The sequence below is a fragment of the Psychrobacter sp. Ps3 genome (assembly GCF_022129275.1).
GTDB lineage: Bacteria > Pseudomonadota > Gammaproteobacteria > Pseudomonadales > Moraxellaceae > Psychrobacter > Psychrobacter submarinus.
On sequence record NZ_JADQAL010000004.1, the window covers coordinates 38,019 to 59,331 of the forward strand.

The window sequence follows — 21,313 nt, forward strand, 5'->3', positions numbered from 1 at the left end:
CTGATAGATATTCGCTATCAGCGTTAAATTGCTTTAATTTCGGCACTAAATACGCTCAGTATTTTATGGGGTTACCGCACTAAACATACAACTGTTTAGCGCCAAGACAGCTAACTCAGCCATTCTTAATTATTCACTTACTACTTATCTTCTTTTATCATTATGAGCCAAAATACAACTCAATTGACACCATCACAAGATGCAGATACTCGCTACGACTCTGATAACGGCGTCGTCCTCACTGAGGCGCTGTCGCCTTATTTTCGACCTGCTGAGCAGACTATCGTGTGCGGAGCGCTTGATGAACAAAAAGTGAGCGCTCTTGCGCAGGCAGGCGTGGAGCTTGTCATCAACTTACAAGCCAATGAAGAGCTGGCCTTCGATGAGGCCAAAGCCGTTCAACAAGCTGGCATGGCTTACGAGCATTTGCCTATCGCTAATGCCGCTGATCTCAAGCAGCTCAACATCTTAGCCTTTGATAATATTTTGCGCCAACATCACGGCAAAAAAACCGTCATGCACTGCGGCTCCGGCAGCAGAGTAGGCGCAGCTGTTGCCCTACGTGCAGGCTGGTTACGTGGCCGGAAGATGGATACTGCTATGGAGCGTGGTCATAGCCATGGACTAACTGAGAAGCTTGAGCAAGAAACTTATAATCGGCTACTAGTACCGCGTTAAGCGATAACAGGTTGCTAGCAGGCACATAGACGTTATAAATAAACAGGCGACCTATATTATATAAGTCGCCTGTTTATTTATAACTAAGTACTTTTATTAGCATAATTTTAAGGAAGAAATAACGATGAGCAAGAGTGTCAATAACGAGCTGCAACAAAAACTGCAACGCTTACTCAATGATTTGCAGCTAGAGGACGCGCCAGCAGGTGGCTCGGTAGTGGTTTATCAGGCAGGCGAGTGCGTAGCTGCTGCTAGCATAGGCCAAGCACAAAGCAATGATAAGTGGCAAGCAGATACTTTAGCGCTTAACTTTTCTACGGGTAAAGGCGTACTGGCGACGCTAGCGCACGTTTTGGTCTCTGAGGGTATGCTGGCTTATGACGAGCATATTGCCAGCTATTGGCCTGAGTTTGCGGCTAATGGGAAAGCAAAGATTACGTTACGCAAGCTGATGTCGCATCAAGCCAGTTTGTTCGCCATTAGTGCTATCGATGTGGATAACGCGACTTTATTAAACTGGCCGAGAATGCTTGAAGAAGTGGCGGCGATGCCGATCAATGAGATTGATGCTGCTGATCAGTTTGTTAGTGCCTATAGCGCGCTGGTATATGGATGGATACTAGGCGGCTTGATAGAAAAAGCGACTGATATGACGCTAGCTGCCGCGCTAGGCAAGTATCTGACTGAGCCTTTAGGCATCGCGGGCAGCTGCTATTTTGGCGTGCCTGCAGATCAAGTCGATAAGGTCGCTAAATTAGCGAAAGACTTTATCAATACTGCGTCAGAAAATCGGTCACTGCCAACAAGACGCCATAAGCCAGTACTAAAAGCGGAGTCGGAGCAGACGTTAGCGGCTTATAGGCAGCTGCCAAGCTATGAGTGCTGGCAACAACTGGCTGACGAGAAAAAGTCTATATCACCAGCTGATAAAAAACAGCACGTTACGTCATTGACCGCTACGAAAATCAACCGTCTATACTTCGATCATAGCGCTATTAATGCCAGCAATTACCGCGCCGCACTAGTGCCAGCAAGTAAGCAGCCTATCGATTACTATGACGCACAAACGCTGCAAGCGGTTATACCTGCAGCCAATGGCGTCGCTTCAGCGCAAGCTCTCGCCACTATTTACGCGATGCTCGCTAATGGCGGCGTATGGCAAGGTAAAACTTTGATAGATGCAGAGACGTTTGCACAGATGTCTCAGCCGCAAGTGATAGGGATGGATGCAGTGATGCCTGCTTCGATGAATTGGCGCTTGGGTTATCATAAGCTCTTTAGTATATGTCAAAGTAGCGATGATAGCGTGACTCCAAGCACTGAGCAAGGGTTTGGTCATATGGGTTATAACGGTTCAGTGGCTTGGTGTGAGCCGTCGCGGCAGTTGTCTTTTGCTTTTATTCATAACTTCGATGTCACAATGCTAAATGATATTCGTCAATTTGCGCTGACCGAAGCAATGATAAAGATGATTGATACGCAGGATTAAGCACACAGTCTTTACCGGCGTGATTTATCTGGTGTCATATTCAATAGTGACGGCGCGCTTAGCCCATGAATGAAGATAGAGATCAAGATGACAATGATGCAAACTATCCAAAGCTTAGTGGCATCAGCTTCGCTAAATAGATCTTTATTAAGCGCATAGGATAGATAGTACAGTGTACCAATACCGCGAATACCAAGCGCAGAGATGGCATACTTTTCGGTATGATGCATATTCAGCCCAGTGAGTCCTATAACGCCACCGATGGGACGTATGAAAAATAAGAAGGCCAAGCTGACAAGGTACACCGACCACGTCAGCTCAATGTCAGAATGTAGCCATTGACCAATAAGCATACCAAAAGCTACTAAGATCACTGACATCAGCAGGCCCTCAGATTGCTCTGCAAAGTCGTGTAGCTTTTGATGGTATGAGTGTTCATGTTCTGAGCGGCGAAAAGCAAAGGCGGCGATAAATACCGCGATAAAACCATAACTATGCACGTATTCTGCTGCCCCATAAGACAGCAAGGTTAACGCAATAACAGTGTAGCCCTGCGAGATATTGGTCTCATTAGAAGGCTTCGAAAAAACAACTTTTGCTAAGAGTTTACCCACTAAGATGCCGACGACAACGCCGGCTAATATCTTCCATAGTACCTCATAAGTAAACCACGACCACAACAGATCCCCAGTAATGCGCTGACCATCATTGTAGGCCTCAGCAATATTAATCGCTAAATAAACAAAGGGAAAAGCAAGACCATCATTGAGACCAGCTTCTGAAGTCAAAGTGAAGCGCGGGGTATCCTCACCGCCGCTATTTGGTGGCCCTACTTGAATACTAGACGCTAACACCGGGTCCGTTGGAGCGAGCACTGCGCCCAATAATATCGCTGCGCCTATAGTCAGTCCAAACGTGTAATAGCCGAGTACTGCCATAGCAAAAATACAGATCGGCATAGTGACCAGTAATAAGCGCAGCGTAGGACGCCATAAGTCCCAAGCCAGCTCAGTGTCTATCTTGATACCTGCGCCAACTAAAGACACCAATACCACAATCTCAGTCACCTTTTCGATGAGGAGGCCATTGTCTAAAGGGTTCAAAAAAGATAACGTTAGCCAAAAATAGCCAACGATCATCCCAAAGCCGACTTGCAGCATAGGCAACGAGATAGGGACGCGTTTGGAGATAATAGGAAAGATAGCCCCTAGTAAAAACGCGACGCCGCCTATCAACAGAATATAGTTATAATTTTCGATCATAAAAGTTGCGTATGCCTATAAGTTAGTATTCGCCAGTATCTAAATGGCCTGAATCGTTACTTATCATGTAGAAAAAGGCTAAACATTTCCGCAAAAAAACGTTATCACTTTAGAAAATACGTTGGTTTTTGGTAATAGCGCGTAGAGCAAACAGCGGCTACTGATAATAAGCCAGCTTATATAGACAACAAAAAAGCCAGCACTTAGGCTGACTTTTGAGGCGATAGCGTATTTATAAGTAAGCGATTAGCGCTCCACTTGACTGACATCACGTACCGCGCCAGTATCAGCGCTCGTCGTCATCGCCGCATAAGCACGTAGAGCAGGGGAGACGTGACGGGCGCGATCAACGGGCTTCCATGCGTCGCGGCCGCGTGCTTCCATCTCTTCGCGGCGCGCTGCTAAATCCGCATCGCTCACGTCCATATTGATAGTACGGTTGGGGATATCAATGTGAATCGTATCGCCCTCGACCACTAAGCCAATAGCGCCGCCCTCAGCGGCTTCTGGACTGGCGTGGCCGATAGATAATCCTGACGTACCGCCAGAAAAGCGGCCATCGGTGAGTAAAGCGCACTCTTTACCTAAGCCTTTAGACTTCAAATAAGTGGTTGGATAGAGCATCTCTTGCATGCCAGGACCGCCTTTAGGCCCTTCATAACGAATAATAACCACGTCACCTGCTACGATCTCATCGGATAATACCGCCTCGACAGCCGCATCTTGCGACTCAAACAGACGCGCGCGACCGGTGAACACTAAGATACTCTCATCGACGCCTGCGGTTTTGACCACGCAGCCTCGCTCGGCGATATTGCCGTAGAGTACAGCAAGGCCGCCATCTTCTGAGTAAGCATGCTTAGCACTGCGGATACAGCCTGACTCGCGGTTGACATCGAGGTTGGGCCATTCTTTATCTTGCGAAAACGCTTCTGTCGTACGTACGCCGCCAGGAGCTGCTATATAACGCGCCCGCGCTTCAGTATTATCAGGATTCATGATATCCCATTTATCAAGAGCTGCGCGCATTGATGGGCTATGAATGGTAGGCACCTCTGTGCTCAATAAGCCAGCTCTATCTAACTCTGCTAGTAGTCCCATAACACCGCCTGCGCGGTGTACATCTTCCATGTGGTACTTTTGCGTGGCAGGCGCGACTTTTGATAGGCAAGGCACACGGCGGCTGAGTCTATCGATATCAGCCATCTTAAAATCAATCTCTGCTTCATTTGCCGCAGCGAGCAGATGCAAGATAGTGTTGGTTGAGCCGCCCATTGCGATATCGAGGCTCATAGCGTTTTCAAACGCCGCTTTGCTAGCGATAGAGCGCGGTAGTACCGAATCATCATCTTGCTCATAACGGCGTTTCGCCAAATCGACGATAGTACGACCTGCTTCTAAGAATAGCTCACGGCGTAGCGCATGTGTGGCAAGCAGTGAGCCATTACCCGGCAGCGATAGACCTAGCGCTTCGGTCAGACAGTTCATGGAGTTTGCGGTGAACATCCCTGAGCACGAGCCACAAGTTGGACAAGCAGAGACTTCGATCTCTCGTACATCTTCATCGCTGATGGTATCGTCAGCGGCGTCCATCATTGCGTCGACTAGATCTAATTTGCGAATAGCGCTACCTTGCGAGTCTTCATTATTATGGCTTTTGCCGACGCTACTAGCGACGACTTTACCCGCTTCCATTGGGCCGCCTGAAACGAAGACTACAGGAATATTGAGACGCATCGCTGCCATCAGCATACCGGGCGTGATTTTGTCACAGTTAGAGATACAGACCAACGCATCAGCGCAGTGAGCGTTGACCATATACTCCACAGAGTCCGCGATCAAATCACGGCTCGGCAACGAGTAGAGCATACCGCTGTGACCCATCGCAATACCGTCATCCACCGCGATAGTATTGAACTCTTTTGCCACGCCGCCTGCGCGCTCGATCTCACGTGCGACCAATTGGCCAAGATCTTTTAGATGCACGTGACCGGGTACGAACTGCGTAAAAGAGTTGGCAATAGCGATGATAGGCTTACCAAAGTCGCCATCCGTCATCCCCGTTGCGCGCCATAACGCTCGTGCGCCTGCCATATTGCGGCCACCAGTAGAGGTTTTTGAGCGATAATCCATGTGTTATTCCTTACTAATCTAATAAAGGGTACGTTTGTTTTTTGATGCCATCGTTAGAATGTAACAGTGATAATTTGTATTGATATCAATAGCAGACTGCCAGATAGCGCTCGGCACATAATCAGTGGCTAACGCTACTCAATGCGTTCTAGTATAGCCACCTCAAACCAAGGCAGCTTAGGTTTGTGCTCTTCAAGTTTTGAGAGGATGCTTAGAGCGTGGGTAGCGGGTAACAGTTGGTAGTCATTGCCCGCAGCAATCGTCAGCACCCAATCATCGACACTGCTATCTTTATCGATACTATACTCATCGATGCTGATTAAAGCTTGTTTGTCGTTTTTGTAGAGCACATCAACGCGGCCAAAAAACTGCCAATCTTTAAAGGCAGCAATCACCGCGTCAGCTTTGTTTTGGGTATAAATTTGCTCAGTCGTCTTGGCTGTATTGGTCCAATGTAGCCGTACTGCTAATTGCAGCGCTTCACTAAAGACTACTAACGAGCCGATGACTTTGACATGCCAAGGCGTCGCTATCAAATCGGCGCTGATGCCCAAAGCTGCTGCCGCTTCTTTAGCACTCATCAGAGTATTAAACTGTGCTAGCAGCTTTGGCGTCAAAGGATGGGCCTGTTTAATAGAATCATCAAGGCTATCATAGTGATATAAGAATTGCAGCGGCAACTCCTGACTAACGGTTTTTTCGCTGATTTTGCAGTTATGAATGCGCCAGCTAATAGCAGTATCCGTGAGCGCTTGTGCCAAAATAATCGCATTAGGGTCAATGACGTTTGCTTGCTTTTGTGACGTACCATCTTCAGCCTTAGCAGTAGACGTCATGTTATCTGATGACGCTATGTTTGAGGAGTTTAAGGGAGTATTTTGATCAGTAGTCATATTCGTCGCTGATTGAGTCGGCAAGGCAGTTAAATCCATAACAGTTGTGTTATCAGAGTAGAGGTTTAATATAACATTGATAGCTAGAAAACGTTAATAAATTAGTGGAGTGACAAGGCAAAAGATTGGTTATAACTCTTTACTCTATCTAAAAAGCTGTCAGTCATTATTTATGCTCTCTTGCTATTTCGCTCACTATATTGCAGACTTCTTTTGTATTTGGATCGACGTTTTCAAAATATTTAGAACTAAAAATTACTATTAAGGATATAGACTATGAGTCAAAACAATCAACCTAGCCGCTACGATGACAGTAATATCTTCGCCAAAATGCTTAATGGTGATATTCCTTATCATAAGGTGTATGAAGATGATAAAACGCTAGCGTTCATGGATATCATGCCACAGGCCAAAGGTCATGTACTGGTTATTCCAAAACAAAAAGCGGTGGATTTAGCTGACCTGCAGCCTGAGTATGCCGCCGCCGTACTGGCCACATCGCAAAAGGTAATGGCAGCGCAGCGTCAAGTGTTTGATCGCGAAGGGGTGATACAGATGCAGCTTAATGGCGCTCAAGCTGGTCAAACCGTTTTTCATTATCATATACATCTGCTACCTAGTAGTATTCATGAGTTAGGTCGTCATGCGGTGACACAGGCTGACAGCGATGAGCTTGCTACTATTGCAAAACAACTGGCTGAAGCTATAGATAATCAATAGTTTAAAGTACTGAGAAGTACTAAATCAATAAGTACGAAAAGGTTATAACCTTAAACAAATTGATGCATTCAATAGGATGGCGAGCATTTCATCGTTGCAATATGGCATATCGAAAATCGCTCACTTCTCGATAAGGGCAGCTGTATAGTTGCCCTTTTTTTACCGTCTGCTTTTTACAGCCTTTTGGTTGGCTATTTATGACTCAGAAGTTTGTTAAAACTTACCTATATTTTTGGATTAATGCCGAGCTATGTTTTACATTGGGTTCAGCTTTATTTATGCTTGTAAACGTTTTTGCGCCTAAAAAAGAGTCATAATACTATGAAAAATGAGAATCTGCGCTCTACGATTTTGATGCCAGTCTTTATACCGACAGCCATCGTAATGATACTGCTTGTCATTGGGGCTTCGGTGAATCCGCAACTGGCAAGCGGTCTATTTGAGCAAGTGCTTGTCTTTACTACAGAGAGTTTCGGCTGGTTTTACATGCTCGCCACGGCGCTGTTCTTGATATTTATTGTAGCTTTGGCTTTTTCTCCTTATGGCAATATCAAGCTTGGCCCGGATCACGGCGACGCGCAATATAACTTTATAGAATGGTTTGCGATGCTGTTTTCAGCCGGCTACGGTATTGCCTTATTGTTTTATGGGGTGGCTGAGCCGGTACTGCATTTTGCTACGCCGCCACTGTCAGAACCACAAACGATTGCCGCGGCAAAAGAGGCCATGCAGATTGCTTATTTTCACTGGGGCTTTCATATTTGGGCAATTAATGGGGTAGTGGCGCTGACCTTGGCTTATTTTGCTTTTCGTCAAGGGTTGCCTTTGTCCATGCGCTCGACACTTTATCCTATCATAGGCGACAAGATATATGGACCTATCGGTCATGCGGTCGATGTTTTTGCTATTTTGGGCACGCTATTTGGCCTTGCCACAAGTTTAGGTATTTCAGTCTCGCAGATTAACACCGGTTTGAATTATTTGGTGCCAAGCATCCCTGTCAATACTACAGTACAGGTCATTGCGATTACACTGATAACGGCTCTGGCACTGATTTCCGTATTAGCAGGGATGGATAAGGGTGTAAAAAGGCTGTCAATATTGAATATGATACTAGCAACGGCGCTCATGTTGTTTGTATTCGTCGTCGGTCCATCAGTCTTTATTTTGAATGCCTTTATGGAGAATACTGGCAGTTATTTGGGTAATATCGTTGAGCGTACCTTTAGCTTGCAAGCCTATCAGCATGGCGATTGGATCACCAGCTGGACGCTATTTATCTTTGCTTGGACGATTTCATGGTCGCCTTTTGTCGGGATATTTATCGCCAAGATTAGCCGCGGGCGTACGATTCGCGAGTTTATCGCTGGCGTCATGTTAGTGCCGACTATTTTTACTTTCTTTTGGTTTGCCGTCTTCGGTGATACCGCCTTAAACATGATTATGGTGCAAGGCTATGAGTCGCTCATTACGGAAGTACAGAACAACCAAGCGATTGCCCTGTTTAAACTGTTAGAGAACCTACCATTGACGCAAGTAGTGTCGGGGTTAGCAGTCGTGCTGATTATTACTTTTTTTATTACCTCGTCAGACTCAGGCTCACTAGTGATAGACTCGCTAGCGGCGGGTGGCCGTAGTGATACGCCAGCTTGGCAGCGCACGTTTTGGGTGCTTATCTTAGGGGTTGTGGCGTCTGTACTGCTGCTGGCAGGTGGTCTTCAAGCATTGCAGACGGCAGCTATCGTCAGTGCCTTGCCGTTTACTATGATTATCTTGATTGCGATGTTTGGTATGTGGCGCGCGCTCCGTATCGAGGGGCATCGTAATGAAAGCTTAGCCGACAACAATCATCTGCCGCCGCATCTATTAAAGCTTGAGGCTTGGCGAGATCGTATTGACTATATTACTGATCAGCCAAGTCGTGAGGAAGTGCTCGCTTATATTCAGGGTACGGTCATGGAGTCGATGACTAAGGTCGCTGAAAAATTCGCCGAGAGAGGCTGGGTACCTGAAGTCAATTACGATGATATCAATAATCGCGCGGTACTAGAGCTGCAGCGCGGAGATGATGTTGAGTTTTGGTATGAGGTGCGCCTATCTAATCATGAGCTGCCCGACTACTATGCCGAAGACACTGATGGCTCAGCAGACGACAAGACAGCAGTAGATAACACAGAAGAAGCGACACAAGAGCATCAGTACCGCGCGCAAGTGTATCTACGCCGCGGCGCTCAGACCTATGATCTCTATGGCTATCAATCGGAGTCAGTGATTAATGACATCATTGATCACTTTGAGAAGTACCTCAAGTTCTTACATGAATCGCCCAATAGCCTGCCGTGGCGTATGCAAGAGCATGATGACAATATTACCTTAGAGCAAGGTAGTGTGTTTGATAAATAGTTTAGTCATGCATGCTAAACACTTGCAATACAGATATTAGGCCTTAGAATAACGGCTTGTTTTCTATGCAAATCAAGCCGTTTTTTATGTCTATAAATACTTCTGCGAATTCTGCGATGGCTGATTCTTCAGCACCAGTTGCCGCTCAGCATCCCTTATTACAGCCGCTTGATATCGGTGGTCTGAGTATCGAAAACCGTCTGATGGTCGCGCCGATGGCAGGGGTCACGGACAATCCTTTTCGTCGGCTTTGTAAGTCCTTTGGCGCCGGGCATGCGGTGAGCGAGATGATTATCGCGGATACTGCGCTCTATGCCCGTAAAAAATCTTTATACCGAGCCAATTTCGATGGTGAGATTGCGCCAATATCAGCTCAGATAGCGGGCGCTGAGCCTGATAAATTAGCTGAAGCGGCGCGTTATCAGATTGACAATGGCGCGCAGATTATTGATATCAATATGGGCTGTCCTGCCAAAAAAGTTTGCCGTAAGCTGGCAGGCTCAGCCTTGCTGCAAGACGAAGATTTGGTGGCGCGTCTGCTCGATGCGGCGGTAAATGCCGTTGATGCGCCTGTGACGCTAAAGACGCGACTGGGCTATGAAAATGGACGCGAAAATATCTTGCGAGTGGCACGCCGTGCTGAGCAAGCTGGTATCGCAGCGATTGCGATTCATGGGCGTACGCGCGAGGATATGTACACAGGTAATGCCCGTTATGAGCTGATTCGTGAAGTCAAAGACAGCATCAATATTCCAGTGATTGCTAATGGCGATATCGATAGCGCGCAAAAAGCGCAACAAGTGTATGAGCTGACCGGCTGTGATGCGGTGATGATAGGCCGCGCCGCACAAGGCCAGCCGTGGCTGTTTCGCGATATTGAGCACTACTTGCGTACCGGTGAACAATTAGCTGCGCCTACTATCCGCGAGATCAAAGATATAGTGTTAGCGCACTTGCAAGAGCTATATGACTTTTATGGTGAGTATTCAGGATGCCGTATCGCGCGTAAACATATCGCTTGGTACACCACAGGTATTCCTAGTTCTAACGCCTTTCGTCAAGCGATGTATGGCGAGGAGAGTACAGCAGGACAGTTTCGAGTAGTGGAGGAGTTCTTACAAGCGCACGAATGATAGTAAGCCTTTATTTTTCTGCTCAAAGGGTATGCAGCGTCAAAGCTGAGATGAAGTCACTAGATAAAACGTTCTCAAAGCACTTTTTACGCTTAGAGTGTCTCGATGACCATTGTATATATTCTCCAAATCAAGTAAAGTCAAAGATGCAGGTCTTACTATGTAGTCTTTATAGGAGTAGGGGCTATATTTTGCTCGAGGTTACGCTGTACACACAGCCAGTCACGTATACAATAATTAAATAACAAGGATGTTTTATGGCAAACCCTTCAAAGAAAAAAATTAGCAAAGTCGTCAAAGGTAAAAATATCATCATCACCGGTGCTTCAAGTGGTATCGGCGAGCGTACGGCTTTTTTACTTAGTGAGTGCGGTGCACACGTTATCTTACTTGCCCGTACTGAAGAGAAGCTAAAAGTCGTCAAAGAAAACATCGAAGTATTAGGCGGTAAGGCCAGCTACTATCCTTGTGACTTGACCGACATGGACGATATCGAAAAGACCAGTCAGCTCATCCAAGAAGACTTCGACAGTATCGACGTACTCGTCAATAATGCAGGCCGCTCCATCCGCCGCTCCGTTCACGAGTCAGTCAATCGCTTTCATGATTTTGAGCGCACGATGGATATTAACTACTTTGGCGCAGTTAAGATTATCTTGGCTTTCTTACCCGGCATGATAGAGTGTAAAACCGGTCAAATCGTCAATATCTCTTCGATTGGCGTACTAGCCAATAGTCCACGTTTTGGTGCTTATGTCGCCTCAAAATCTGCTCTAGATGCTTTTAGTCGCTGCTTAGCTGCTGAGGTCAAAGGCGATAACATTACCATTACCAATATCTTTATGCCGCTGGTGCGCACGCCGATGATTGCACCGACCAAACTATATCGCTACATGCCAGCACTGATGCCTAATGAGGCGGCTATGATGGTAGCCAAAGCTATCGTGAAAAAACCCAATAGTATCGCCAGCGGCATGGGTAAGTTTGCCTCTGCAACTTATTCGCTAGCGCCAGCCATCAACGTTGGCATTCAGTCTATCGGCTATCGTATCTTCCCAAGCTCATCGGCTGCGCAAACGACAGATACTAAGCCTACTTTAGCGCAGCGCGCCTTTGCTAGAATCCTGCCAGGCGAGCATCATTAAAATAGCATTTTAGTTGACTTGGTATGAATAAAAAGGATGCTTCGGCGTCCTTTTTAGTTTGTCGTCAGTTTTGTTAAGGGAATAACGAGTGGTTCCCTAGTGAGGATTTGAACCTTTGTCTAGGAGCTAATGATATCAATATCTCTACTCATTAAAATCAGCTCTACGATTTTTTAGCAAGCTTACTGGTTTTCATTTACTTCACTCGATTAGATAAAATAACGCCAATTGAGCTTAACATTATGCCGCATACCACTACTATTGTTAAAGGCTCATGAAGTATTAACGCTGCAAGTAAGGCGGTCAGTCCAGGAGACAAGGAACCAAGTAGCAAGGTGCGAATAGAGCCCAGCTTGTTGACTGCATAAGAAAACCCAATGGTTGAGACCACCCCAACACCAACGCCTTGTACCAAAATAAAAGGTAGCGCGTCGTCAAAAGAAACGACTCCTAGGTTTGTCTTTAGAATGCCAACAAGAACCATCACTAATACTATAAAAAATGATGTGTAAGAAAGTACGATAGCCACCGCTATTGGACTTAACTTTGTATTTTTAAGACCCAAGGTATAACCTGCCCAAACCAAGCTTGCAAGCAATAAGAAGGCCACGCCATGTAGCAAACTTTCAGGCGAAGACCCTGCATTTCCTATAACCATAGCGGTTACACCAAACAGAATCAGAATGAATGCCAAAAACTTTTTTAACGATATCTTTTGACGATAAAAAATAAAAGATAAGAGGGCGGCAAAGAATACTGGCGTCCCTGTCAAAATAGTACCAACGTAAGCAGCAGGAGCAGTTCTTGCGCCAAAGGAAGCTAGTAAAAGAAAGGGCACGCCGCCACATAATATAAATAAGACATCAAACCATTTGATATTTTTGATCTCCCTTAAACTGGAGTATGCCCAAGGTGTCAATAAAAGTAATGGCACGCTAAATCGAATGAGCATGACATCAGCAATACTTAGCGATGACCCACCAATAGCTCGGACAGTCAATGCAAAACCTGACCAAATAAGTAGCACGGCAATCATAGCCACATAGCCTTTCGCTAGCGGAGACATTGCAAATGAGGTGTTTTTGCGCGGAGATGATTGAAAGATTGTATTCATGTCGATATCTTAAGCTTATATACAAAGCCTAATTATCAATCAAATATCGCGCTTTTATCTTTATTCTTTTATTGCAAATCTATACTTATTTAGTGGATAATGCCAATTAATGTAGAATTATTGGCTTAAAAAACCAGAAAGGCAATACATGGATAAAATCGACCGTCATATTTTGGAAGTGCTTCAGAAAGAAGGACGCTTATCGACAGCTGAATTAGCTGAGCGCATTGGTCTGTCACCCTCACCTTGTGCTAGGCGCCTGAAACGTTTAGAAGATGAATCCTATATAGAGGGTTACCAAGCGAACGTCAGTAGAGTGAAAGCTGGTATTAAGATGAGCTTTTTTGTGGAAGTTAGTCTCAATAATCATCAAGAAGCGTCAATTATCGCTTTTGAAAATGCGTTATCTGAGATGGACGAAGTCATTAATGGCCATGTGGTCTCGGGCCCTTATGATTACTTATTGGAAGTAGTCAGCGCAGACCTCAACGGTTATGAAGAGTTTACACGTAAGTTGCATAAGCTGACTAGCGTTAAAGACATACATACCCACTTATCAGTGAGAAAAGTGGTTAATAAAACAACGTTGCCCATTTTTACATGATATCTTTTGATACCTATTAGGGTCTGTGCTCAATTTAAAAAAACAGTCATTCGAATGACTTAAATAATTAATAAGGGGCTATCCTAAATAATTTTGCTTATCTAGGACAGCCCCTAAACTTTTATAAACTCCAAAACTTACAATTAAAGGCAAGAGACAGAACAACTGTTATCAACTAAGAGTGTATCGGTAAGGTACTAATGGGCATACCTGTAATGAATAGTGTGAACCAATGCGCTAGCCAAAATCTGGATTTCATCACGTAAACCAAGAGAATACTGCTAGATAGCAGTGTTCTCTTATTATATTCAAAGGGAAAATCATGCGTTCTTTGCTTCTAACGACAATATGCTTAACGGGCAGTTTAGCTCTAGTGGCGTGTAATAACCATCGAGCCGAAACCACGGATCTTAGTCAGCAATCTACAATGAAAATGCCGGTAGCATCAGCGGCATTTACCGCTTTTGGCAATAAAGGAAAAAGTTGGCGGACAGTGGTTAAAGGAAATAGATTAAGTGTAGAAGCAGATTTCTTAAAGCCCACAACAGTTGTGGTAGTGGGCTCCGCTAATACTAACGGCTTCGAATACGAGAGCACAATAAACGGACAACCTATTATTTTGAATATACGAAAAAATATCTGTATTGATGACAATGGCTATCAAAATGAATTTATTGCCACATTAAGCTATGCAGGTAGAACATATCAGGGTTGTGCCGTTGCCGGTGCAATAGAAATTGCGCCCACATAGAAGATAAGTCTAAGCGGTATCCAACGTATGCCTATGACAAACCAATTTCACTGGTGCGGTTCCCTAGTGAGGACTTGAATCTTTGGCTGTGAGCTAATGGTATTAAGGTTTCAACTTGCTTAGATAGCCACAGTGTACTTCATGATGTACTTACCATAGATATTCTATCTATGATCGGTGCGCTAGTGAGGACTTGAAGAGACCATCCCAGATTCTGTGTAACTGACGTTTAGATTAAATACTTACACAAAATTTAGGAAGGTCTCTGAAAATTAACCACCTGACACAACTCGTCACCTACTAACAGATCTTGGCGGTCATAAAAGTTGCCCCAACGCTTATAATTATTATCCGTTCTCGACTCAGGGTTATAAGTAATGGCGATGTAGGTTTGAATTTTATTAGTGTCCTAAATTAGTTGACCACCACCAGATTCTTATCAAAGACTTCATCATCTATTATTCGCCAAACGGCAACTTGCTGATGGTCTTTGGTGGTGACTAGATTTAAAGTTTGTTCAATCATTGCTTGAGGTCTCATATCCTTATGATGTTTATTTGCTTCAAACCCAGTTACTTTACACTTAGCGGTTTAATTAAGCTACTTACTTGAGCTATTTGCTTCAGTTATTAGGCTTGGCTACTTACTCAACTTCAATATTCTAAAGGCGCCCTGAATAACTAAAGCAAATACGATGCTACCAATAATCAAATCAGGCGTACTAGAGTGTAACCAATTAACCAAAATCCCTGCAACAATTACCCCTAAATTGATAATCACATCGTTTGAAGTGAAAATCATACTGGCTTGCATATGGGCTTCTTCTTCTTTGCTTTTCGATTTTTGTAGTAAATAGAGGCAAATCGAGTTTGCAATTAGCGCAAGAATCGATATGACTATCATGGTAGAAAAGTCAGGTAACTGCTCATTGCCAAAGAAACGTCTTAGTACTTCTAAAAAACCAAGAATCGCTAGCGTAATTTGAAAATATCCGGCAATTCTAGCAATCCGTTTTTTCTTAATGACCGTTCCACCGACCGCAAATAAGCTAATTCCGTACACGAAGCTATCTGCTAACATATCTAAGCTGTCGGCGACCAACCCCATCGAACGAGAAATCAGTCCCGTGCTCATTTCAATAATAAAGAAAGCAAAGTTAATGACCAGCACTATCCATAGTAGCTTTCTTTGCTCAGCATCTTTTTTGTGACTAGAGTCAGCATCAATTTTAAAATTATTGTTGGGATCAGAGGGGTCAATGGTTTCGGTCGAGAGTAGGGTGTCTCCTAATTTTAGGTCATGAATAGCAGTCTCTATCCCTTCTATATTGTCATGATGAAACACAGTTAATTGACGGTTAGGAATGTCGAACTCAAGATGTTCAATATTCGAGTGGCCCTCTAATTTCATTCGGATTAGGTTTTCCTCCGAAGGGCAGTCCATCTTCGATATTTTAAAAGTTGTTTTATTCATAGCTACATTTATATCCGGGTGGTGGTTCAAAAAGTAGGCTGTCTAAGTGACAATATAAAGAAAAATGGTTTCAAAAGCTATACCCCAACCGAACCAGTCATTTCACCCTGTAAACCTATTTAAAGACCACTTAAAACAGACCACTATTAAACAACCACCTATAACAGACTCACGAAACTGTCATCTAGCCAAAAATACGCCACAATATCCAAAACAACCCTAGCATCACGACAGCGATAATTAATAGGCGTTTAGCCCAATAGGGCAGTAGGGGTTTTTTATAGCCGATATCATCGAGCTTACTATCGACACCGCGCTGCAAGCTCTTAAACCCTGCTTCAGGAGGCGTAGATTTCACCCGTTGTTTTTGTAGAGGCGCAGTATCTTCATTAGCGACCTCTCTATCTGAGCTAATAGCACTATTTGGAATGCCTTGCTTACTGGCGATAGAAGTGAGTTGTTGGTGTTGTTTGGTTTTGAGGGCGGCTTCATATTCATCGATACGCGCTTTAGCGGCGTCCATACTGATACCCTCGTCAGCGGCTAACGTCTTGATGGCCATGACAAGATTACCTTTTTCGATCATTATGGCGACCGACTTTGGCAGTTTTTTACGGATGGCTTGAGAGCTGGCGTCTGGATTAAACATAAGGAGCCTTTTTTGATAGTAATATTTGGTCAGATAGGGTTTATTATAGCAACTCTAAAAGCGCTAAGGGACAAGCAAAACGTTACCCAAATCTTCAAAAAAAATGCTGCAACCCATTCGGATTGCAGCAAATAAAAGCTCGCTCTTTTTAAGCAACATAATGACTGTTAAATGAAGAGCGGCATCATAAAACGCAAGTATTCACTTATAGGTCTTTCCAGCGCTGGATAGACTCTTTGATCACCTCTTTGGCTTCCGCGACGTCGCCCCAAGACTCAACGACCGTAGTACCGGCTTTTTTGAGGTCTTTATAGTGACTAAAGTGGAAGTTTAGCTGGTTGATCAGCTGCTTAGGTAAGTCTTCTAAGCTGTTATAAGCGTTGCCCGTATCACGATCATCAGCAGGCACGACAACGATCTTGTCATCGACTTCACCATCATCAACGAACTTCATAACGCCGATAACTTTAGCTTTCAAAAAGATACCTGTTGGCAGTGGCTGCTCAGTGATGATTAGCGCATCAAGCTCATCGCCATCTTCGTCAAGGGTTTGCGGGATAAAGCCATAGTTACAAGGCTTAGCAAAGATTTGCGGATCAATACGATCAAGCTCGAATACAGCAAGCTCACGGTTCCATTCGATTTTGTGGCTGCTACCAGTAGGTATCTCAACGACTACATTGATAACGCCGCCATCAACATCACCGGCGTCCAAAATCTGATTAAAATCTGCCATAAAGGGTCTCCAACTGTTGCTATTATTGAATATTAAAAAAGAATATCTGTGTTTATACCGCGCCATTAAACCACAAATCTCGCAGTGCTTAATGGCTGCCGAGTGCGAGTATAACAAGTTTGTATTTATTTTTCTTGTTTGCCTTAAGTCTATACTGGCACGATATTATGCAGTCTAAGACTTTGGCGGTACAGGACGCAGAGCAATATCGCCGGCGTGGCGCTGTGCAATATTATCAATAAGCATCTGGCTGACTCGCTTGTAACTGAGCGTCGCTTCGTTATTATTCATTTTGTGATTATCCACGTCGTTATTATCAATAGAGACAAAATCTGCCAAGCGCAGCATTTGCATGCCCGCGTAACCGCAAGGGTTAATGGCGTTAAAAGCTGATAAGTCGCAGTTGATATTGAGCGCTAAACCATGATAGCTAAAACCGTGCTTTATTTTGAATCCTAATGAGGCGATTTTACCGAGCATAATATTATCAGTTGTCTGAGCTTCAGTATTAGCTTCATCGGTAACTCCTGAGTAGATGTAGACGCCTGGGGCATCACGCCGCGCTTTGGCCTTAAAGTCTGATGCTGCGCTCTCACTGGAGCAGTGACTCTTGAGGCAATCATTGATCACGTCTTCTAAGGCTTGCTCTGCGTGAGAAACTAAATTGCGTACGCTCCAGCCTAAGCTGTCTAAGTCGAACAGCCAATAGATCACTAACTGGCCATGTCCATGCCAAGTCACTTGTCCGCCGCGATCGGTTTGAATGATAGGGGTATCTGTTTGCTGCAATATGTGCTCGGGTTTGCTGGCTTGACCTAAAGTATAGACATCGTTGTGATCGACAATCCATAGCTCATCGGGGGTCCGCAGCCCTTGCTGTTGTTTCACTTCGATGCGCTTGAGTATGCTTGCGCGCATTGCATCGCTAGTTGCCACATAATCAGCATCAGCAAAGGTGCGACTAATCAGAGTATCACTAAGAGGCTGCATAAGTCTCGCTATTTTAGAAGGTGTAGAGTGAGGTATATCCTCATAATAAAGGCTAAAAATAATCATTAAGTGTAGCAGTTTTTTTTATCTAATGAATATAGATATAGCGGTAAATTAAGTGCTTTTATCACCTATCGCCATAAAACCACCCACTTCAGGGAGTGGATATAAGGCGACATGTACTGTCGTGAGTAGTGTTTAAAGGGTTGTAAGTTGAAATTAACCTCGCCATACTAAAGGTATGAAAACCCTCAAACTACGCATCAAAGACAAGCACATAAAAGAGCTGAATCAGCTAAGCGGTTCAGTAAACTTCGTGTGGAACTATGTCAATGCGCTGTGCTTTGAGCATTTAAAACGTACCGGTAAGTTTTTTAGTGCCTATGATTTAAGTGAGTATACCAAAGGTAGCGGTGAGTATTTAGGATTACACAGTCAAACCTTACAAGCCATCAATGAGACTCACGCTAAATCACGTAAACAATTTAAAAAGGCCAAACTTAACTGGCGTACTAATAGACCTGATGCCAAGCGTAAATCACTAGGTTGGATACCTTTTAAAAAAACTGCTATCAAGTATCTATATAGCAAACAAACGGGAAAGAAAGCACTTAAATCAACAATTCAGCTATCGCTCTCTAAAGGTCAAAAGCTCATCATTGATGTATTCGATAGTTACAACCTAAGCCTATATCAAATCAACACCTTAGAGATAGCACAAGATAGCCGCAATCGTTGGTATGCGTGTATCACCGTTAAAGACTACCCTAAACAAGCAAGTGGTATGGGCAGCGTTGGTATTGATTTAGGCTTAAAAGAGTCTGCTACCACATCAAACGGTGACAAGCTAACTATTAAGCAAACGCAAAAATGGGCTAAAAAGCTAGCCATTGCCCAACGTGCCAAAGATAAGCAACGTGTTAAAGCAATCCACGCCAAAATCAAAAACACAAGATTAGACTTAATTCATAAATTTACCACCGAGCTTGTTAAAGATAATGCTTTGATTGTGGTCGGTGATGTTAAATCACGCTCATTTACAACTAAAAAAACCAAACTGGCTAAATCGACATACGATGCAGGATGGTTTGAGATCAAACGACAACTGGAATACAAATGCAAGCATGCAGGTTGTCGTTTTGAGATGGTAAATGAGAGTTACACTACCCAGACCTGCTCGTACTGCCTTAAAATAAGTGGCAGTAGTCCGAAAGGTAGAGCAGATCTTGGAATAAGAGGATGGACTTGTGCTGAGTGTGGCACAGTGCATGATAGAGATATTAATGCCGCTAAGAACATCCTTGCGGTCGGGCTTGACCGTCTAGCTGTAGGAATCCCCTCGGTTTAGCGAGGGGAGGAAGTCAAATAGTACTACTTTAGCGCTCATGTATATCCGGTAACAAAATGATTAGCTGATGCGAACCTATAAGTCTGATAATCGTGCTTTTCATTCGCCAGTCAATACGCTACATTAGAGAGCAACCCGCTAGTGCGTCTTGACGCTAGCTTTTATGACAAGGATGACAAATGACAGATACACAGCAAAACAACTATCAAGCCGATGATCAGATTATTGAGCAAACTCGTCATCATATGGCAAACGAGACGAGTCAGTCGCTGAGCATTGCAACGACCATTGATGAGATGCACGCGCAGTTTTCGCACTTATACAAGCTAAGTCGCGATCAGCCTATCAATGATTGGGCAACTCGCGCTGAGCAATTGGATAACTTGGAGCTGATGCTAAGCGAAAGGCAGGATAGCTTAGCGCAAGCGATCAGTGCCGATTTTGGCTATCGTAGTGAGTCTGAGACGCAATTTGCAGAGCTATTCCCAAGCTTTACCGGTATCAGTCACGCTAGAAAATACGGCAAAAAATGGATGAAACCGCGCCGTGCTTCCATCTCAGCACTTTATATGCCCGCTCATAATGAGATTCAGCCGCAGCCGCTAGGCGTGGTTGGTATTATGGTGCCTTGGAATTACCCATTATTTTTGGCGGTAGGGCCGATAATAGATGCGCTCACGGCAGGTAATCGCGTCATGGTAAAAATGAGTGAAGCGGCGCCTAAATTTGCGCAAGCGTTTGCAGAGGCCGTGGCGCGCTATTTTTCGCAAGATATGGTCTGCGTAGTGTTAGGGGAGGTTGATATTGCTCAAGAGTTCAGCAAGCTGCCCTTTGACCATTTGCTCTACACTGGCTCAACTGCTGTCGGCAAAAAAGTCATGGCAGCTGCTGCGCCTAATTTGACGCCAGTGACGCTTGAGCTTGGCGGTAAGTCGCCGGTTATTGTGCTAAATGGTGCTAATCTTGAGTCAGCGGTTAACCGCGTGATGATGGGCAAAACTCTCAATGCGGGTCAAACCTGTATCGCACCTGATTATGTGCTAGTACAGCGTAAAGATCATGAGGAGTTTATCCGCTTAGCCAAAGAGTGGATGGATAAGCACTATCCTAATATTGCCGACAATCCAGACTATTCACGGATCATTAATAATCAACAGTTCAAACGGGTGAAAGGATATCTCGATCAGCTGCCCGGTGAGGATGTGCATCTACTAACCGATGCCGAGCCTAATATCGACACGCGCTTGATGCCGCCGATTATCGTCAGCGAGCCTAACGATGATAGTGAAGTGATGCAAAATGAGATCTTTGCTCCTGTGCTGCCGCTAGTGCACTATGACACGCTAGAAGACGCTATCGATTATGTCAATGCGCGTCCGCGTCCTCTTGCATTGTATGTCTTTGGCGATGATCAAAATGAGATTGAGCAAGTGCGTTCACATACCGTATCAGGCGGCCTATGTATCAATGAAGTAATATTGCACGTCGTGCAGCATGATTTACCGTTTGGCGGTGTTGGTCATTCAGGTACGGGTGCTTACCATGGCCAAGCGGGATTTGAGCGCTTGAGCCATATGAAGCCTATTTTTGTACAAAATAAATTAAATGGTATGAATTTACTATTGCCGCCTTATGGTGGTTTCTTTAAAAGAGCAATGGGCTTAATGCTGAAATAGCTCTTTTTAAATGAATAGAATAATAAAATAGCGTTTATTTTGATAAGCGCTATTTTTTTGAAAAAATACTGTCAAAACCTGCAAAGGTTCTACATACTATTCATTACTCATATTTC

General features: G+C 44.4%; 19 protein-coding genes. 10 read left to right on the plus strand and 9 right to left on the minus strand.

What is annotated here, in order from left to right; all coding sequences use genetic code 11:
• Window positions 1-162 precede the first annotated feature (162 nt).
• Together I3248_RS02220 and I3248_RS02225 are read left to right on the plus strand one after the other, a co-directional pair.
• Window positions 163-678: a sulfur transferase domain-containing protein gene (locus I3248_RS02220; RefSeq protein ID WP_238062378.1), complete on the plus strand. Its 516-nt coding sequence runs from the start codon at window positions 163-165 to the stop codon at window positions 676-678.
• 124 nt (window positions 679-802) lie between these two features.
• Window positions 803-2,167 (plus strand): serine hydrolase domain-containing protein, encoded by a 1,365-nt coding sequence (locus I3248_RS02225; RefSeq protein ID WP_238062379.1) that lies wholly within the window; start codon window positions 803-805, stop codon window positions 2,165-2,167.
• Between the two features lie 11 nt (window positions 2,168-2,178).
• Here I3248_RS02225 and I3248_RS02230 read toward each other — a convergent pair whose 3' ends face one another.
• From I3248_RS02230 to I3248_RS02240, 3 genes are all read right to left on the minus strand, one after another.
• Window positions 2,179-3,429, minus strand: a complete 1,251-nt coding sequence (locus tag I3248_RS02230) for a cation:proton antiporter (RefSeq protein ID WP_238062380.1) — start codon at window positions 3,427-3,429, stop codon at window positions 2,179-2,181.
• Window positions 3,430-3,675: 246 nt separating this feature from the next.
• On the minus strand, window positions 3,676-5,562 hold the full coding sequence (gene ilvD / locus I3248_RS02235; RefSeq protein WP_238062381.1) for a dihydroxy-acid dehydratase: 1,887 nt from the start codon (window positions 5,560-5,562) through the stop codon (window positions 3,676-3,678).
• A 134-nt stretch (window positions 5,563-5,696) separates the two neighbouring features.
• Entirely contained in the window at window positions 5,697-6,494 is a 798-nt protein-coding gene (locus I3248_RS02240; protein WP_238062382.1) for a hypothetical protein, read from the minus strand.
• A 237-nt stretch (window positions 6,495-6,731) separates the two neighbouring features.
• On the opposite strand from I3248_RS02240, the gene I3248_RS02245 reads away from it, so the two are divergent.
• The 4 genes from I3248_RS02245 (at window position 6,732) to I3248_RS02260 (ending at window position 11,856) form a co-directional block, all read left to right on the plus strand.
• Window positions 6,732-7,175, plus strand: a complete 444-nt coding sequence (locus tag I3248_RS02245; RefSeq protein ID WP_238062383.1) for an HIT domain-containing protein — start codon at window positions 6,732-6,734, stop codon at window positions 7,173-7,175.
• Between the two features lie 321 nt (window positions 7,176-7,496).
• Window positions 7,497-9,578 carry a BCCT family transporter gene (locus I3248_RS02250; protein ID WP_238062384.1) on the plus strand — a complete coding sequence of 694 codons (2,082 nt, stop codon included), beginning with the start codon at window positions 7,497-7,499 and terminating at the stop codon, window positions 9,576-9,578.
• A gap of 116 nt (window positions 9,579-9,694) precedes the next feature.
• Entirely contained in the window at window positions 9,695-10,711 is a 1,017-nt protein-coding gene (dusB, locus tag I3248_RS02255) for a tRNA dihydrouridine synthase DusB (RefSeq protein WP_238062429.1), read from the plus strand.
• Between the two features lie 257 nt (window positions 10,712-10,968).
• Window positions 10,969-11,856, plus strand: coding sequence for an SDR family NAD(P)-dependent oxidoreductase (locus tag I3248_RS02260; protein ID WP_201556651.1), 888 nt, complete (start codon window positions 10,969-10,971; stop codon window positions 11,854-11,856).
• 196 nt (window positions 11,857-12,052) lie between these two features.
• Here I3248_RS02260 and I3248_RS02265 read toward each other — a convergent pair whose 3' ends face one another.
• Window positions 12,053-12,970, minus strand: a complete 918-nt coding sequence (locus tag I3248_RS02265; RefSeq protein WP_238062385.1) for a DMT family transporter — start codon at window positions 12,968-12,970, stop codon at window positions 12,053-12,055.
• Window positions 12,971-13,118: 148 nt separating this feature from the next.
• Here I3248_RS02265 and I3248_RS02270 point away from each other — a divergent pair, with 148 nt between their 5' ends.
• Entirely contained in the window at window positions 13,119-13,574 is a 456-nt protein-coding gene (locus I3248_RS02270; protein ID WP_238062386.1) for an Lrp/AsnC family transcriptional regulator, read from the plus strand.
• A 322-nt stretch (window positions 13,575-13,896) separates the two neighbouring features.
• Complete coding sequence (locus I3248_RS02275) at window positions 13,897-14,325, plus strand: hypothetical protein (RefSeq protein ID WP_238062387.1); 429 nt, start codon at window positions 13,897-13,899, stop codon at window positions 14,323-14,325.
• Between the two features lie 414 nt (window positions 14,326-14,739).
• Here I3248_RS02275 and I3248_RS12110 read toward each other — a convergent pair whose 3' ends face one another.
• The 5 genes from I3248_RS12110 to lipB all read right to left on the minus strand — a co-directional run bounded on the left by I3248_RS12110 (window position 14,740) and on the right by lipB (window position 18,173).
• Complete coding sequence (locus tag I3248_RS12110; RefSeq protein ID WP_256713876.1) at window positions 14,740-14,865, minus strand: hypothetical protein; 126 nt, start codon at window positions 14,863-14,865, stop codon at window positions 14,740-14,742.
• A 99-nt stretch (window positions 14,866-14,964) separates the two neighbouring features.
• The gene (locus I3248_RS02280) at window positions 14,965-15,798 is read right to left on the minus strand and encodes a cation transporter (protein WP_025644116.1); all 834 of its coding nucleotides are present in this window, start codon (window positions 15,796-15,798) and stop codon (window positions 14,965-14,967) included.
• A 184-nt stretch (window positions 15,799-15,982) separates the two neighbouring features.
• Window positions 15,983-16,447 (minus strand): hypothetical protein, encoded by a 465-nt coding sequence (locus tag I3248_RS02285; RefSeq protein ID WP_238062388.1) that lies wholly within the window; start codon window positions 16,445-16,447, stop codon window positions 15,983-15,985.
• 205 nt (window positions 16,448-16,652) lie between these two features.
• On the minus strand, window positions 16,653-17,183 hold the full coding sequence (locus I3248_RS02290) for an inorganic diphosphatase (RefSeq protein ID WP_025644142.1): 531 nt from the start codon (window positions 17,181-17,183) through the stop codon (window positions 16,653-16,655).
• A gap of 174 nt (window positions 17,184-17,357) precedes the next feature.
• Window positions 17,358-18,173: a lipoyl(octanoyl) transferase LipB gene (gene lipB / locus I3248_RS02295; protein ID WP_238062389.1), complete on the minus strand. Its 816-nt coding sequence runs from the start codon at window positions 18,171-18,173 to the stop codon at window positions 17,358-17,360.
• 241 nt (window positions 18,174-18,414) lie between these two features.
• On the opposite strand from lipB, the gene I3248_RS02300 reads away from it, so the two are divergent.
• Window positions 18,415-19,521 (plus strand): transposase, encoded by a 1,107-nt coding sequence (locus tag I3248_RS02300; protein WP_238062390.1) that lies wholly within the window; start codon window positions 18,415-18,417, stop codon window positions 19,519-19,521.
• A 179-nt stretch (window positions 19,522-19,700) separates the two neighbouring features.
• Window positions 19,701-21,197 carry a coniferyl aldehyde dehydrogenase gene (locus I3248_RS02305; protein ID WP_238062391.1) on the plus strand — a complete coding sequence of 499 codons (1,497 nt, stop codon included), beginning with the start codon at window positions 19,701-19,703 and terminating at the stop codon, window positions 21,195-21,197.
• Window positions 21,198-21,313 lie beyond the last annotated feature (116 nt).